We start from the raw sequence: 15,092 nt of genomic DNA on the forward strand, positions 1-15,092 counted from the left end.
AGGCATTAACGGCGTTTTGCTTGCGGGTGTCTTGGCGCTCTCGCCGCACGTGCCGGCTTCGGTAATGCTAATAATGCACTGCCGTCATATTGGCTTACTGGAATCGCATGGCCGATATATTCTTCAATCGCCGGTAAATTTACTGCGTAACGCTCACATGCAAAACTAATCGAATGACCACTCTCACCGGCACGACCAGTACGCCCGATACGGTGTACATAGTCTTCGCGATCATCCGGCAAATCATAATTAAATACGTGGGTAACTTCCGGAATATGTAAACCTCGCGCGGCAACATCGGTCGCCACTAAAATATCTAATTGACCTTTGGTAAAGCTATCTAACAGCGCCAAACGTTTTTTCTGTGCAATATCACCGGTTAACAGCCCCACACGATGCCCGTCCGCTGCCAAATAGCGCCAGATTTCTTCACACTTATGCTTTGTGTTGGCAAAAATCATACAACGTTCCGGCCACTCTTCTTCTAATAAAGTAAGCAACAGAGCCATCTTATCTTCATTAGACGGATAAAACAGTTCTTCTTTAATACGATGTCCGGTGCGTTGCAACGGTTCAATTTCAATATATTGCGCATTATCCATATCTTCATAAGCTAACTCTCGTACACGCGGCGAAAGTGTTGCGGAAAATAACATCGTCAAGCGCTGATCCGGTTTCGGGCATTTACGCATTAAATAGCGAATATCTTTAATAAAGCCGAGATCAAACATCCGATCCGCTTCATCTAATACCACCACCTGCACTTTATCTAAATTAATTACGCCTTGTTTGACATAATCAATTACACGACCGGTGGTACCCACTAAAATATCTACGCCTTGTTCAATCGCCTGCAATTGCTTTTCATAGCCGTCACCGCCATAAGCAAGTGCTAATTTTAAATCCGAATGTTTTACCAATAGCTCGGCATCCGAACCGATTTGCACCGCAAGCTCACGAGTGGGTGCCAAAATTAATGCACGAGGCTGATTATTTGCCGTTTGCATATCATGAGTTAATAAATGGTGGAAAGTTGCAACCAAAAACGCCATGGTTTTACCCGTACCGGTTTGCGCCTGTCCGGCAATATCATTGCCTGCTAAAGTAATTGGCAAGGTTTTTGCCTGAATCGGGGTGCAAAACTCAAATCCTTTACTGTCGAGTGCCGCAATTACATTTTCATGAATCGGAAAATCAATAAAACGCTGTTCGGTGAGATGTTTTGACATCGCAAATCTCCTTTTGATTGTTCAATTTAAAGCCGTAGCATCCGCCGTAAGCATATCATAGAAGCGAAATATTGAGTAGCCGGCGATTATTTCACCAATTGTATTCCCAACTACTGCTCCGCTGTGTTATAAATTGCTTGCAAATTAATCATTTTCGCTCTTAATATTTACTTACACTTACTGACATTTGGTAAAGCAACCTTGTTATTTAATTTACATAAATAGATAAAACACACAAAATAGTTGAATTTTTATTCAAATAAAACGTTTTATTTGGCTCATCTCACTGGTTAGACCAGATTAAATATTCTACAAAAACCCGCCATTTTAATCACCAATCATTAACTTTTACACAACAACACAACTCACAAAAATACACAAAAAATCGCTAATTTTGCTGAATTTTCCGGGTTTTATACCCCAAAACACCTTAAAATAGGTAAATGCTATATTTTTTAACAAAAAAACCACAATATATTATCAATCCCGTCAAATATAAATCTTACTCAATATTACATTGATTTAAGTTGATATTTACAATTTACAAAATTGAATTTAATATACACCCCGCTAACGCATAACGGCGGTTATGCACTAGCAAAATCATTCATGCAATTAATTTTTGATATTACTTACAATCTAAGGAGATTTTTAAAATGTTATCAACTTTATCTACAAAAGCTTATATCGCAGTAACTGAAGGTATCCGTAGCTTTAAAGAAAACCAAAAAGGTGTAACCGCAATCGAATACGGTTTAATTGCAGTTGCTTTGGCAATTTTAATTATCGCAGTGTTCTATAACGAAGATGGCTTTATCGTGAAATTGAAAGAGAAATTCGGAACGCTCACAGAATCAATTAATAGCGCAACCGGCGATAAATTAAAAGTAAAATAATTTTATCGCAACTTATGTTTATAGCATAAGATTTCTAACTCCTTTCCAATATAAATATGAAAAGACTATTACAGTTTTATCTGCAACAACAAGGTGTAACCGCCATAGAATATGGCTTAATCGCAGTAACAATGGCGGTTACGGTTGTAGCGATTTTATATGGTGAGGCAAGTTTCATTGATGAAACCTTGAAAAAATTTAACCAGCTCACCGAGCTGGTTAAAACGGCGCTGTTAAGCACGGCTTAGCGGCGCCCCTTAAAGGGCATAACGATAAGGACATCTCTTATGACACTCTTTATTACTACCCTCCTTGCCATAATGATTGGTTTACTACTCACGCTTTGTTGGACAGACCTCCGCTATCGCCTGATTAGTAACCGAATCATTATGGCATTATTGTTGGTCACTATTCCCTTTAGCTATTTAATGCATGGCACGCTGTTTTGGCAGCCTGCCCTGCTTTGTTTAGCCATCGGTTTCATACTCTTTCTGTTCAATATTATCGGCGCCGGCGATGTGAAATTGCTTGCGGTGTTAATGTTGGCGGTTCCATCACCTTTTGCAGTTTTTTTCCTTTTTTTAACCGCCTGTGCGGGTTTGTTGCTCATCATTATCGGCTGGCTATTTTATCGACAGTCCATTCGAGAAAAAGGATTGCCTTACGGCATCGCAATTAGTGCTGGTTTTCTGACCACCTTACTACTTTTTAATTATTAAAATCTAAACCTAAGGAAATAACAAATGAACTATAGAGTGCTATTTATCATCTCGACCTTCATTCTCGTTATCGGCTTTGGTGGGCTCTTTATGCTGCCGAATGCAGAAGATGCCAACCAAGCCGAAAGTGCAGCGGCAAGTGCCGAAGCGCCGAAGCAACCTGAAGTGGTGACGAAAGTGATTACCACTGCAACGCTAAATCGAGACGTCACAAAAGGCACGTTAATTCAAGCGGAAGATTATACCCTTTCGGAATTAACCGTGCCGGAAACCAGCCCAATGATCAGTTCTGATTTAAAAAGCTTACTTGAAACGGCAAATACCCCGTCTCTACAAGGTTTTGTGGCGACAGAAAATATTAAAGCCGGCTCATTAGTACAACCGGAATTACTGGTTACACCGAATGACCCGCGCTTTATTCTGTTTAGCATTAACCCGAATCAAGAAGTGGCATACCGTGTGTATATCCAAAACAACGAACAATATATTTTAGACTCTGTGCGTAGCGGCGACACTGTTTCAGTATTTAGCCAACAAACAGACCTCGCTCACCGTGAAAGAGACCAAGGATCTTTAGTGAAACTGGTTGATAATCTTACCGTGTTGCAAGTAAAAACGTTCACTGCGGAAGAAAATAAACAAGATTCAAGCCATAACAAAGATTTCTTGGGCTACATCAGCTTAAAAGTGGACGCTTCAATGTTGAAAGCATTTTATTCACTTGATAAACAAGCCAAATTAATTGTTTTACCAACCGATGCCGCAGCTAAAGCTATTAATCATCGAGGTATGTTTATTCGCCAATTACGAGGAAAAAATAATGCGAACTAATTTATTTCCGAAAACATTGATCTGCTCTGCCTTGCTAGGCTTATTTGCCTTTTCTCATGCAGCATCGGCAAAAACCTTTACCCTTGAACAAGGGCAAAGTCAACTGATTAAAACTGATGCCAAAATTGATACGGTTTTCGTTTCTTCTCCGGATGTTGCCGATTACGAAATCTTAGACGACAACACCTTCATGTTATATGCCAAAGCGGAAGGTCGTGCGGAAATCGTGGCGTTTGATGTGGACGGCACGCCGTTAACCGAAGATTTCATTAACGTAAATAACACTATCAATAACATTGCGGCAACCAACGAGCAAATTCAAACACGCTTCCCAAACAGTAACCTTTCGGTTAAAAAAATCGGTAAAGCTTATGTGATTGAGGGAAAAGCAAAAAACGCCGCCGAGAGCGAAGAGATCAACCGAATTGTCGGCGAGTCGCTCGGGGCTGGTAAAAAAGTTATCGAAGCTAAATTAAAACTTAATGAATCTGAAGAAGATGTACCTTTCTTAGATAAATACCAATACGAAGGCGTAATTAATAACGCGAAAGAAGATGACGCAACACAAATCAACGTGAAATTAACCGTTGCCGAAGTGAACAAAACCTTCTCGGACGAAATTGGGATTAACTGGAGCAACCTAAGCGGTAACTTCTTCCGTAATTTAGGTAACGCTTCAATTAGCGGTGGCTTTGGTACAGGCGGCGGTCAATTAGCGCTGGTTAATTCAAACAATTTAAATGTGTTATTAAGCGCATTAGATAACCAAAACAACGGCAAAATTTTAGCCGAGCCGAATATCTCAATGCTTTCGGGTGAAACCGCAGATATTTTAGTCGGCGGCGAAGTACCTTTCGTGCAAAGAAACAAAGACGGTGAATTAAACGTACTTTACAAAGACTTCGGTATCAAACTTGCCGTAGGTGCGAAAGTACAAAAAAGCGATCGAATCCGTTTATTGTTATCACAATCGGTAAGCACCATTGCGGGTAACTACGAAATTGATGATAACCATATTCCGATTTTTAACACTCGCCGTTCAAAATCGACTTTCGAAGTAGGTAATGGTGAAAGCTTTATTATCAGCGGCTTACTCAACAAACAAGATATTGAAGGAATTAAGAAAGTGCCTTTCTTAGGCGATGTACCGATTTTAGGCGCATTTTTCCGTAGCGCAAATTCATCGCGTGAAAGTAAAGAGTTAGTTGTGGTAGCAACAGTTAATCTAGTGAAACCGGTGGACGGCTCACAAGTACTTTACCCGACATTTGAAAACACCGGCACGATGGAACGTTTCTTTAACAGTACGTCACTGAAAAATGTTTATCACAAAACGTTAACTTCTAACTTCTTAAAAAATGGTGGGTTTATCCAATGAAAAAATTAATCACAATTTGTGCAGGTTTAGGTCTGACACTAACCACCTATGCCATGGCTAGCACAGAACTACCAAAAACAATTCGCCCGGTACAGCCAACTCATAGTGAGTTGGTTTCCAACAAATCACTGATGGTAAAACGCTTTGTGTTAGCGAACCAGTCGGATGTTGCATTTGAAAACCTGATTTCGGATGTAAGACGCCATACGTCAAGTGATAAAGATAGCCAAGCTATCTACATTATTTCTCATGAAGCCTCTGCAAAAAAATTGGCGAAAAACATTAGCAAGCGTTTAAAAGATTTACACGTTAAACCGGCTATTCATGTAGAACATTACAAAACGCAAAATAGTGTTTATCCGCTTTACGTGGAAATTCGCCAAATTGCTAAGCGCGCTTCACTGTGTAAAGTAGAAACCGGTGAAGATCATATGGGATTCGATTCATACCACGATTGTGCACTCAAACATAATAACCAAGTGCAACTTAAATATTAGGATTCCATGCGGGATTGCTGCTTTTATATCGTATGTTGAGAGGTCTTTAATCACCGATATAAGAGAAGCTCAATGCTAAACGGCAATCCCAATTCAAATAATAACTAGAAAGGATTTAATTATGTTATTGCTCGATCAAGAAGGTTATGGCGGTGAAGGTGTTGATAGCATCCGCAAAATTGTCATTATCTCTGAAAAAAATGGCATTAATAGTCATATTGCTCAACTTCTTCGTTCTCGCGGACTTGAAAATATTGATGTGATTCACGCGAATTTTTTTGATGCGGAAAAACTTGCATTCTCGGCGGAAGAAACTTTAGGTGTGATCGTTGATATTCAAAGCGAAACCAACCTGACCAAAATTACCGGTCGTATTCACAGCGTTATCCCACAAAACGTATGGTGCTGTGTAGTGGGTGAAAGCGACTCTATTTCGCTTTCTCAAAAATTATTAGAACAGGGCGTGTTGTATTTCAATAGCGAAACGCAATTAACCCAAATGGTGGCACGTATCTTAGGTGGAGTGAACATTCCATTAGTACGCCACACTATCAAAATTTCGGTGTTAGGTTGTAAAGGCGGTATTGGTGCAAGTTTTATTAGCTCGCATATCGCTCAAACCATCGCAGCCGAGAAGAAAGTACCGGTATTGCTCGCACAAGGTTCGAACGGCTCTCAAGATTTAGATTTATTGTTCGACAAGAAAATACAAAGTGACATTGCCGAATATTCGGAAAATCTGGACTTATTCCGTGGCGTACCGTCCAGACTAGCTAGCGAAACGTTACAAAAATATAATTTTATCATTTACGACCAACCTATCTTTAACGTAAGTAAAGAAGATTACCCGGCTATATTACAGCACAGTAATACTTTCGTATTGGTGGTAGAACGTAAAATCAGCTCATTACGTGTAGCAAAACAGTTCTTAGATGAATGTGAGCGAATGAAAGCGAACACAGGTAGATTAATTCGTACCTTTGTTTGTATTTCCGACCACAAACAAGAAACGGCAAAACTGATGGCTGCCGCAGATATCGAACGTTTACTTAAATGTGAAGTAGATGGTGTGATTCCTTATAACAAGCAATCGACCGATAAAGATACCGTACTTACGGCAAATTTAAGTCGTCAAGGCAAAAAAGAAATGGAAACGCTTGCAATGAAAGTTATTGGCATTCTCTCTCGCCAAGCAGCTCAACGTAATAAAAAAGCAGGTGCTTCCTTGTTCCAAAAACTCTTTAAATAACGATTATTATGCTAACGAAAGAACAACAAATATTCTTCCGCTCCGAATTACTCAGTAATTTAGACGTGGAAAAACTCGATGAGATCCAAAACGAGCGTAATAAATTAATTGAAGAACTTACCCAGTCACTTTATCGCATTGCAAATAGCAGTTCGATTTATCTGACACCGGCAGATGCCACTTATATGGCGGAATTGATAGCAGATGAAATTGGCGGGTATGGTCCGATACGTGAGTTAATGGAAGATGAAACCGTCAATGATATCTTAGTGAATGGCCCAGATGACATCTGGGTTGAACGCGCAGGTATTCTGGAGAAAACCAACAAAACTTTTATCAATAACGAACAATTAACCGATATTGCAAAACGTCTTGTTGCTCGAGTCGGTCGCCGTATTGATGAAGGTATGCCGTTAGTCGACTCTCGTTTACCGGATGGTAGCCGTTTAAACGTGGTTATTCAGCCGATTGCATTAGACGGAACCTCAATCTCGATTCGTAAATTCTCAAAATCGAAAAAGTCATTACAAGACTTAGTAAATTTTGGTTCTATGACGCTTGAGATGGCAAATTTCCTAATTATTGCCGCACGTTCTCGAGTCAATATCATCGTATCGGGTGGTACCGGTTCAGGTAAGACAACACTACTGAATGCCCTTTCAAACTATATTTCACCAACCGAACGTGTACTCACGTTGGAAGATACGGCAGAGCTTCGTTTAGGACAGCCACACGTAGTTCGATTAGAAACACGTTTAGCCGGCGTTGAAAAAACCGGTGAGATCACAATGCAGGACTTAGTAATCAATGCCCTGCGTATGCGTCCGGAACGTATCATCGTGGGTGAGTGTCGTGGTGCGGAAGCATTCCAAATGTTGCAGGCAATGAATACCGGCCATGACGGTTCGATGTCAACTCTGCACGCCAATAGCCCGCGTGATGCTACCGCCCGTTTGGAAAGCATGGTCATGATGTCCAACGCTTCCCTGCCGCTTGAAGCGATTCGCCGTAATATTGCCTCTGCGGTAAATATTATTATTCAGGCTTCTCGTTTAAATGACGGTTCACGTAAAGTGACAAACATTACCGAAGTAATGGGCATGGAAAACGGACAAATTGTCTTGCAAGATATTTTCTCGTTCGAACCAAGTAAATACCGTGATGAAAATAACAAGATTATCGGTAAGTTTGTTAATCACGGTTTACTTACTCGTTCGGTGGTTTATCAAAATGCCCAGATGTTTAATTTAAGCAATGAGCTACAAAATATCTTTAAGGAGAAGTAATGATACTACTCTATTATTTCGTCCTTGCATTTGGTGTCTTGTTGTTGCTGTTTACCGCTTCAGCTTGGTTTAAAACGACGAAAAAAGTTAATGCGCGTGAAACCAACTTTAGCGAAAAATTCGACAAGACAGTTAAGAAACTGCAAAAGACGGGGAATTTATGGTTCTATTACTTTACTGCCGGCGATAAAAATAATCTTGTCCGAAATATCATTATTCACTTCTTGATCTTTATCGGCTTGTATTATCTCAATAGCCAATTTATTCGCTTTAATAACCAAATCTTTATGGTGGTTGAATTAATTGGCTTTATTGTCGCAGTATGGAAGTTAGGTCAACGCCGTAATAGAAAATTGTTCAATGAAAAGTTCCCTGAAGTGATTCAGGTACTTAACTCCGCAACTTCTTCCGGTATCAGCCTTTTACAAGCGTTAGAGCGCTGCGGTAAAGACATTACCGGCCCTATCGGAGAAGAATTCACCATGATTTACAAACGTTTAGCGCGTGGTGAAGATGCAATGGCGGTATTTCATGACAGTTACTCTCGCTATCCTTATAAAGAGTTCTACTTCTTTATTAGCATTATCCGTACCAATCTTTCTCGAGGCGGACAAATGCGTGAGGTGATTTCTCGTTTAGGACGTGCGATTGCGGATTCAAACAAAATGGAACAAAAGAAGAAAGCGATGACTTCGGAAGCGCGAATGTCTGCGGCAATTGTTGCTTGCTTTCCGGTTGCATTCTTCTTGTTTATGAAAGTAACCACACCGGAAAACTTTGACTTCGTAGTAAATGACCCGGGCGGTCGAATTATTCTTTATTACGTGGTAGGGAGTGAATTACTCGGTATGTTTATTATCTGGTGGCTAATGAGGAAATCGACCTAATGAATCCTATTTTATTCTTCCTTGGTATTATCTTCTTCGGCGGTTTTGTTTTAATTGTGGCGTTTTCACATAAAAAGAAAATCGACCGTAACAAAGAAATCTTAGAAGGCGTACGCCCGACAGATAATGTTGAAGATAACAACCAAAAAGGGAAAACTAAACAACAAATTGAACTGGAATTATTACTCGTTAATAAAAATCCGTTGCTTAAATTCCTTGGTTTAGTTGATAAAAATATCAAAGTGAAAATGTTGGTTATCGCCTTACTTACTTTGATTAACTACTTTGTCAGCGAAGATCAAACCACCTTTTTATTAGGTTGTGCAGTGGTGGTGGTATTGGCAATTATGTTACCGAGTATCACTATCGGTGTGATTCTGAAAAGTAAGATTAAACGCATTATGAACGATATACCCGGTTTTATCGATCTTGTTGCGGTTAACGTTCAGACCGGTATCAGTATCGAAGCGGCATTTAAACAAGTGGCAATTGACTTCGAGCATTTGAATGCCGACTTAACCTATGTGATTCTGCGCATTATGCGTAAAGCGGAACTCACCAGCTTAAGCGCAGCATTGCAAGATCTGGCAATTTCGTTACCGACCAAAGAAATTCGAATGTTTTGTACGGTAATGCAACAAAGCCTTAATTTCGGTTCTTCACTTTATGAGCATTTAACACAGCTATCTGCGGATATTCGTGAAATGCAATTACTTGTAATGGAAGAAAAACTCGGGACACTCTCCGCGAAAATGAGTATTCCGCTGATTCTATTCATTATGTTCCCAATTATTATTCTAATTGTTGCACCTGGTGCTATGAGGGTTTTACCACATGTCTTCTAAATTACTTAAAACAATTCTTGTTTCAACCGTATTACTGTCTTTATCTGCTTGTTCAAGTCTCACGACTTCTACTTCTGCAACTCAGAATGTAGAACAGCAGGAAAAACTTTATCAAGATACTAAAAACTATAGTGCGTTAATCTCACTATATCGTGAACAACTTAAAGTAAACCAAGATCCCCAACTGCAATATAAACTTGCGAAAAGCTACTACTTAGCCGGCGATAGTAAGTCTTCTCTACTTTATTTAGAGCCGTTACGCTTTTCTCAACTCTCATTTAATGACGATGTAGAGTTATTGTATATCCGCAATCAGATTCAAGCCGGTGATTACAATGAAGCGTATTTAGCCGCGAGTGATCTTGTTGCGTTATCACCAAAAAATAGCGAAGCGTACAACTTGCGTGGTATTAGTTCGGCGCAGTTAGGCAAATTAGCGGATGCAGAGAAAGACTTGAATAAATCTCGCGAGTTATTTATTCACGATACGATTGCTATCAACAATTTAGCGATGCTAAGCATTTTAAATAACGACTACAAAAATGCGGTAAATCTGTTATTACCACAATATTTAAACGGTTCAACCGATTCTCGTTTAATTCATAACCTTGTGTTTGCGTTAGTTAAGGCAGGGGATACCGAATATGCGTTAGATATTATTCGTAAAGAAAAACTAAATACTTCACCGGAAGATTTAGTTAACGCATTGAAGAAAACTGAGAAATTACCGATGGTAGGTCGCTAATGATGAAAAATACGCTTTACCGTTTTATACGTAATGTGAAAGGCGTAGCAACTATTGAGTTCAGTCTAACGATTGGACTCTTTATTCTCGTCCTTTTTATGATTGCAGAAGGGTGCCGAATCGCCCTTCTTTCGTCTTATCTAGACTTATCTGTTTCTGAAGCGTCTCGTATTGCGAGAAAGCAACCCATTGACAGTCAGTATCAGCAAATTTTTGAAGAAAATCTGAAACGTAAAGATGGCCTTTGGGCATTTTTAAACCAAGATTCTCTTACTTCTATTAATGTTATGTACGCAAAAAATTTGGATGAGTTGGTTCAGCAGAAATTCCAACCTACTGCTAGTGGTGCAGCTTTTGCCCAATATGCGTTTCAATACAAATACAAACCGCTGTTCTTCTGGGTGCCAGGTGCCGCAGTTGAACCATTATTTAATCGCAAGATCGTGGTATTACAAGAATATGAAAAAGATAAAGCAATTTCTAACTAACCCCCGAGGCTCGGTTACCGTCGAGTTTATATTTATTTTCTTCCTGTTTTCGGTACTGCTGATTTTCCTAATTGATGTCACAATTTTGCAAGCCACCACCGGAAAAGTACAACGTACCTCGTATTCCTTACTTAATATCGTAAAAGAACGAAGTGCTGTACACAACGGCAAGGAAGATCTTACTCAGGATGAAGTCAACAAACTCAAAGCACTCGCTATCTCTTTAATGGGTGAGGATAAATCTTCGAATGATGTAGCGGTAACCATTGAACTCCATAAATTCGAAGAGATTAAACCTCAAGGAACTGTTTCCACTATTTCAGCAACAAGACCAACAAAAAAAGTTTCTGTGACCAAAATTCTGTCTGATAACGCTAACGTATGTCAGGCTGCGGGAAAAGCTGATGTTACACATGCAGCGCCGCTCACTCAGAACTTCCGAAATTCAGTACGCTATGCGTCTGTTTACAGTGTGACGGTATGTCGCAAAATGACTAACTTATTTAAAGGTCTTTCTCTTTCAAAAGAAGACCAAGTATCTGGTTGGATCAGAGCTACCGCTATTGGTGTAAGCCGCTAACCACTCTCTTTCTAAGGATAAATCTCTTATGAAAATAATTCCAATCCCCCATATTAAACGCTTTATTCAAGATGAATCCGGCGTCTATGCTGTAATGGGTGGGCTACTCGCCTTGCCTATTGTTGCCCTAATGTTTGTCTCACTTGAAAGTGCCGGTATTATTCAAGACAAAGCCCGTTTATCTGACAGTCTTGAACAAGCCGTATTATCGCTTAGTGCGGAAAACAATAGTGGTCGTAAAAAAAATGACTATAGATTATCTGATACCGATGCCGAAAATGGACACTTTCACCCTGAGTCCAAAATTGGTAAACGTGATCTTGAAATTGCTGAAAGCTTTGTTATGACATATCTGCCACAAACAGCTGCAAGTAAAATGAGCCTTACCCCTATTTGTGAAACTAAAGAAAAAACTAATTCAAAAGGACATACCTCTTCTGCCGAAACAACTTGTACGGTTTCTGGAACTATTCAGCATAAGTCGTGGTTCCCACTTAAAGTCGGTAATACGGAAGTGATTCCAGCCGAAGTTAAGGTTGCAAGTGCCTCCAAAGCCTTTAAAAAGAATATAGTGAGTATTCCAATTGATTTAATGGTAGTGGCGGATTTATCGGGTTCTATGGACTTTAATCTGGCTGGGCAACAAACTTATGCTTATAATAAAAATGAAAGTAAAATTAGTATCTTAAAAGAGGTACTCAATGAACTTGCAATGAACTCATTGTTTAGCCAAGAATCAAATGATAAGAATCGTATTGCTGTATCGCCATTTGCATTAGGTGCAGAGTATTCAGCTACAGAGTGTACGCTTCCTTTTGTTTTTAACGATAATCCAAGAACTATTAGTTATACAGATCGCTTCGGTAAAAAAACAACAAGAAATACGCAAGATATTATCAAAGAGTATCTAACTACACCAGGATCCTCAAATTCAAAATTATCTAGAGCTGTCTTTACACAAAGCCTAGCTACACAAATCGACGTCACTAAAACACTTTCTTCAATAGGTTCTCCAGACAAAGTTGGTTTAAAATTCCTTAAAAATGCCTATTGTTTAGGTGAGAAGAATAGAAACCACCATAAGTGGTTTACCCAGGGAGAACAAGGTGAATTTTCTACATTTGTTAATCAATTAGAAGCCGTTGGTAGTACATTTGCTGGCTCTGGTTTATTAGCTGCTGCAGATAAAATGTTAAAAGAAAAAGGACGATCTAAAGAATTAGGTGAAGAAACCAAAAGAGTTCTATTAGTTCTTTCCGATGGTAATGATGAGTTAAGAGCTGAAGACAGTGGAGTACCATTTAAAAACTACAGTAGATTAACTGAAGACCTTATCTTAGGCTATCAAGAAGAAACTCTAGCATCATCAACAGAACAAACTTTTTATGATAGTAATCCTTATAGCAGAATAGGATCTTACTCTGGTAAATCTGATATTATTTTAAATGATGGAAGAAAACAATTATCTGATAAGTTCCAAATGTGTAATATTATTCGTGATAAACTAAACGAACTAAATGACGATAAAAACACATCTATTGTTTTTGTAGAATTTGGATATCAATCAAAATCCGCTGATGCATGGAAAAAGTGTGTAGGTAATGAAAACTACCACTCCGCCACAAATAGAGAAACGCTACTTAATTCATTTAAGCAAGCGATTGGTCATACTGATGATGTAGGTCATAGCATCAACTAAGCCAAATTAAGTTAAGGCAAAAAACAAGCGGTTTAATTTGTAAAAAGTTTTGCAAATTAAACCGCTTTTATTTGGTAGGTAGTTAACTTAAGCACTTTTTAGCTTATTCGGCAGAATACTTTGAAACAGTTCTCGGCTTTTAAGCGGTTGCGAGCCTAAGTAAGGTTTGAGTGCAATGCGGGTAAAGCGTTTTGCCGCTTGTAAAGTGGCTTTATCGGAAAAATCCAGCCGTTCGAAAGCCAATAAATCTTTGCCGAGAAAACTGGCATTATTCTGCAACAACGAAGCAATAAAGCCTTGATTTTCTTTAAACTGATAAGTCATTGACGGCGATACCGGATCACCGGTTGCGGCACATACGCCGAAATTCACGCCATAACCTAATGCTTTTAACGTGTGAAATTCAAAAGTTCTTAGAATCGCTTCAAGATTATCGGGCTGAGTTGCTAAGTGTGTTACGCACTGCAAATAGTGCTGAAAAAGCGCCGGATAAGCGGTCTGATTTTCCAAAACTCTTGCAAGCACTTCATTTACATAAAAGCCGCTGTATAACGCCAAAGTTTGCATTGGTAAAGTTAACGAAGCCGGTTCAGCTTTAGTTAAAGTTTTTAACTCTCCTTTTCCGCTCCAACGTAATAGCAACGGCGTAAACGGTTGCAAAACGGCTTTTAATGGCGAACGAGGACGTCTTGCGCCTTTGGCAAGTAAGGTAATACGCCCGTGATCTTCGGTAAAAAAATCTACCAACAAACTTGTTTCACTATATTCACGACGGTGTAAAACAAATCCTCGATGCCAATTTTCTATCATGATTTATTTCAGAAACTACTCGTCCATATAGCCTAAACTACGTAATGCACGTTCGTCATCCGCCCAGCCGGCTTTCACTTTCACCCATAATTCTAAGTGAACTTTGTTATCAAACAAACGTTCCATATCTGCGCGCGCTTCAGTACCGATGGTTTTGATTTTTTGACCTTTCGCGCCGATCACCATTTTCTTCTGACCATCACGTTCTACTAAAATCAAGCCGTTGATTTCATAAGTACCACGCTCATTCAGCTTAAATTGTTCGATTTCAACCGTAACCGAATAAGGTAATTCTTCACCGGTGAAACGCATTAATTTTTCACGAATAATTTCAGATGCCATAAAGCGTTGGCTACGGTCGGTAACATATTCTTCAGGGAAATGGTGAACCCCTTCACGTAATGATTTACGTACAATTTTTTGCAGAATATGGACGTTTTTACCACGTTGCGCCGAAATCGGTAAAATTTCTGCAAAATCGAATTTTTGTGAAAGTTCGGTAATATGCGGTAATAACTCATCTTTTTCTTTGATATTGTCGACTTTATTAATCGCTAACACTACCGGCGCTTTTGCCGCACGTAATTTATTTAACACCATTTCGTCATCGTCGGTCCACTTTGTGCCTTCCACCACGAAAATAATTAAATCAACATCACCGATTGCCGAGCTTGCCGCACGGTTCATTAAACGGTTGATCGCACGTTTTTCTTCAATGTGAAGTCCCGGCGTATCGACGTAAATCGCTTGATATTGATCTTCGGTATGAATACCGACAATACGGTGACGTGTTGTCTGCGCTTTGCGAGAGGTAATCGAAATTTTTTGACCTAAAATTTTATTTAATAATGTTGATTTGCCGACATTCGGGCGACCAACAATGGCAATAAAGCCACAATAGGTTTTAGGTTGTTGATTTTGTTCTGTCATTGTTATTCCTTGACGCAGCGGAA

Annotated in this window: 17 protein-coding genes; 14 read left to right on the forward strand and 3 right to left on the reverse strand. The window is 39.4% G+C overall.

Annotated features, from left to right (window positions below; translation table 11 throughout):
- Positions 1 to 5: 5 nt before the first annotated feature.
- Complete coding sequence (gene rhlB, locus EL121_RS00550; RefSeq protein ID WP_039196971.1) at positions 6 to 1,229, reverse strand: ATP-dependent RNA helicase RhlB; 1,224 nt, start codon at positions 1,227 to 1,229, stop codon at positions 6 to 8.
- 656 nt (positions 1,230 to 1,885) lie between these two features.
- Between rhlB and EL121_RS00555 the strand changes: the two genes are divergently transcribed.
- The 14 genes from EL121_RS00555 to EL121_RS00620 all read left to right on the forward strand — a co-directional run bounded on the left by EL121_RS00555 (position 1,886) and on the right by EL121_RS00620 (position 13,329).
- Positions 1,886 to 2,125, forward strand: coding sequence for a Flp family type IVb pilin (locus EL121_RS00555; protein ID WP_039196973.1), 240 nt, complete (start codon positions 1,886 to 1,888; stop codon positions 2,123 to 2,125).
- A 56-nt stretch (positions 2,126 to 2,181) separates the two neighbouring features.
- Complete coding sequence (locus EL121_RS00560; RefSeq protein WP_039196975.1) at positions 2,182 to 2,373, forward strand: Flp family type IVb pilin; 192 nt, start codon at positions 2,182 to 2,184, stop codon at positions 2,371 to 2,373.
- Positions 2,374 to 2,412: 39 nt separating this feature from the next.
- A complete protein-coding gene (locus EL121_RS00565; RefSeq protein WP_039196977.1) occupies positions 2,413 to 2,844 on the forward strand; it encodes an A24 family peptidase in 432 nt (143 codons plus the stop codon).
- A gap of 24 nt (positions 2,845 to 2,868) precedes the next feature.
- Positions 2,869 to 3,675, forward strand: a complete 807-nt coding sequence (locus tag EL121_RS00570) for an SAF domain-containing protein (protein WP_039196979.1) — start codon at positions 2,869 to 2,871, stop codon at positions 3,673 to 3,675.
- Positions 3,665 to 5,053 (forward strand): type II and III secretion system protein family protein, encoded by a 1,389-nt coding sequence (locus EL121_RS00575; protein ID WP_039196980.1) that lies wholly within the window; start codon positions 3,665 to 3,667, stop codon positions 5,051 to 5,053. Before EL121_RS00570 ends, EL121_RS00575 begins: the two co-directional genes overlap by 11 nt.
- A complete protein-coding gene (locus EL121_RS00580) occupies positions 5,050 to 5,550 on the forward strand; it encodes a hypothetical protein (protein WP_039196982.1) in 501 nt (166 codons plus the stop codon). The genes EL121_RS00575 and EL121_RS00580 overlap by 4 nt, the downstream gene beginning before the upstream one ends.
- 121 nt (positions 5,551 to 5,671) lie before the next feature.
- A complete protein-coding gene (locus EL121_RS00585) occupies positions 5,672 to 6,799 on the forward strand; it encodes an AAA family ATPase (RefSeq protein WP_039196984.1) in 1,128 nt (375 codons plus the stop codon).
- A gap of 8 nt (positions 6,800 to 6,807) precedes the next feature.
- The gene (locus tag EL121_RS00590; protein ID WP_039196987.1) at positions 6,808 to 8,085 is read left to right on the forward strand and encodes a CpaF family protein; all 1,278 of its coding nucleotides are present in this window, start codon (positions 6,808 to 6,810) and stop codon (positions 8,083 to 8,085) included.
- Positions 8,085 to 8,972, forward strand: coding sequence for a type II secretion system F family protein (locus EL121_RS00595; protein ID WP_039196989.1), 888 nt, complete (start codon positions 8,085 to 8,087; stop codon positions 8,970 to 8,972). The genes EL121_RS00590 and EL121_RS00595 overlap by 1 nt, the downstream gene beginning before the upstream one ends.
- Positions 8,972 to 9,817 (forward strand): type II secretion system F family protein, encoded by an 846-nt coding sequence (locus tag EL121_RS00600; RefSeq protein ID WP_039196990.1) that lies wholly within the window; start codon positions 8,972 to 8,974, stop codon positions 9,815 to 9,817. Before EL121_RS00595 ends, EL121_RS00600 begins: the two co-directional genes overlap by 1 nt.
- Complete coding sequence (locus tag EL121_RS00605) at positions 9,807 to 10,562, forward strand: tetratricopeptide repeat protein (protein ID WP_039196992.1); 756 nt, start codon at positions 9,807 to 9,809, stop codon at positions 10,560 to 10,562. Before EL121_RS00600 ends, EL121_RS00605 begins: the two co-directional genes overlap by 11 nt.
- Positions 10,563 to 10,564: 2 nt before the next feature.
- Positions 10,565 to 11,050: a TadE/TadG family type IV pilus assembly protein gene (locus EL121_RS00610; RefSeq protein ID WP_039198997.1), complete on the forward strand. Its 486-nt coding sequence runs from the start codon at positions 10,565 to 10,567 to the stop codon at positions 11,048 to 11,050.
- The gene (gene tadF, locus EL121_RS00615; protein WP_039196995.1) at positions 11,022 to 11,630 is read left to right on the forward strand and encodes a tight adherence pilus pseudopilin TadF; all 609 of its coding nucleotides are present in this window, start codon (positions 11,022 to 11,024) and stop codon (positions 11,628 to 11,630) included. The genes EL121_RS00610 and tadF overlap by 29 nt, the downstream gene beginning before the upstream one ends.
- 28 nt (positions 11,631 to 11,658) lie before the next feature.
- Entirely contained in the window at positions 11,659 to 13,329 is a 1,671-nt protein-coding gene (locus EL121_RS00620; protein WP_039196997.1) for a TadE/TadG family type IV pilus assembly protein, read from the forward strand.
- An 87-nt stretch (positions 13,330 to 13,416) separates the two neighbouring features.
- Here the strand turns inward: EL121_RS00620 and recO are convergent, their stop codons facing one another.
- On the reverse strand, positions 13,417 to 14,139 hold the full coding sequence (gene recO, locus EL121_RS00625) for a DNA repair protein RecO (protein ID WP_039196999.1): 723 nt from the start codon (positions 14,137 to 14,139) through the stop codon (positions 13,417 to 13,419).
- A gap of 15 nt (positions 14,140 to 14,154) precedes the next feature.
- Entirely contained in the window at positions 14,155 to 15,069 is a 915-nt protein-coding gene (gene era / locus EL121_RS00630; RefSeq protein WP_039197001.1) for a GTPase Era, read from the reverse strand.
- Positions 15,070 to 15,092 lie beyond the last annotated feature (23 nt).

The organism is Actinobacillus equuli, assembly GCF_900636745.1.
Taxonomy (GTDB): Bacteria; Pseudomonadota; Gammaproteobacteria; order Enterobacterales; family Pasteurellaceae; genus Actinobacillus; species Actinobacillus equuli.

Excerpts from the sequence above, each read along its gene's own strand:
- EL121_RS00570 (WP_039196979.1), top strand. The coding sequence starts at position 2,869 with ATGAACTATAGAGTGCTATTTATCATCTCGACCTTCATTCTCGTTATC.
- EL121_RS00585 (WP_039196984.1), top strand. The coding sequence starts at position 5,672 with ATGTTATTGCTCGATCAAGAAGGTTATGGCGGTGAAGGTGTTGATAGC.
- EL121_RS00595 (WP_039196989.1), top strand. The coding sequence starts at position 8,085 with ATGATACTACTCTATTATTTCGTCCTTGCATTTGGTGTCTTGTTGTTG.
- EL121_RS00575 (WP_039196980.1), top strand. The coding sequence starts at position 3,665 with ATGCGAACTAATTTATTTCCGAAAACATTGATCTGCTCTGCCTTGCTA.
- EL121_RS00600 (WP_039196990.1), top strand. The coding sequence starts at position 8,972 with ATGAATCCTATTTTATTCTTCCTTGGTATTATCTTCTTCGGCGGTTTT.
- EL121_RS00620 (WP_039196997.1), top strand. The coding sequence starts at position 11,659 with ATGAAAATAATTCCAATCCCCCATATTAAACGCTTTATTCAAGATGAA.
- EL121_RS00605 (WP_039196992.1), top strand. The coding sequence starts at position 9,807 with ATGTCTTCTAAATTACTTAAAACAATTCTTGTTTCAACCGTATTACTG.
- EL121_RS00580 (WP_039196982.1), top strand. The coding sequence starts at position 5,050 with ATGAAAAAATTAATCACAATTTGTGCAGGTTTAGGTCTGACACTAACC.
- EL121_RS00610 (WP_039198997.1), top strand. The coding sequence starts at position 10,565 with ATGAAAAATACGCTTTACCGTTTTATACGTAATGTGAAAGGCGTAGCA.
- EL121_RS00565 (WP_039196977.1), top strand. The coding sequence starts at position 2,413 with ATGACACTCTTTATTACTACCCTCCTTGCCATAATGATTGGTTTACTA.
- recO (WP_039196999.1), bottom strand. The coding sequence starts at position 14,139 with ATGATAGAAAATTGGCATCGAGGATTTGTTTTACACCGTCGTGAATAT.
- EL121_RS00560 (WP_039196975.1), top strand. The coding sequence starts at position 2,182 with ATGAAAAGACTATTACAGTTTTATCTGCAACAACAAGGTGTAACCGCC.
- EL121_RS00590 (WP_039196987.1), top strand. The coding sequence starts at position 6,808 with ATGCTAACGAAAGAACAACAAATATTCTTCCGCTCCGAATTACTCAGT.
- EL121_RS00555 (WP_039196973.1), top strand. The coding sequence starts at position 1,886 with ATGTTATCAACTTTATCTACAAAAGCTTATATCGCAGTAACTGAAGGT.
- tadF (WP_039196995.1), top strand. The coding sequence starts at position 11,022 with ATGAAAAAGATAAAGCAATTTCTAACTAACCCCCGAGGCTCGGTTACC.
- era (WP_039197001.1), bottom strand. The coding sequence starts at position 15,069 with ATGACAGAACAAAATCAACAACCTAAAACCTATTGTGGCTTTATTGCC.
- rhlB (WP_039196971.1), bottom strand. The coding sequence starts at position 1,229 with ATGTCAAAACATCTCACCGAACAGCGTTTTATTGATTTTCCGATTCAT.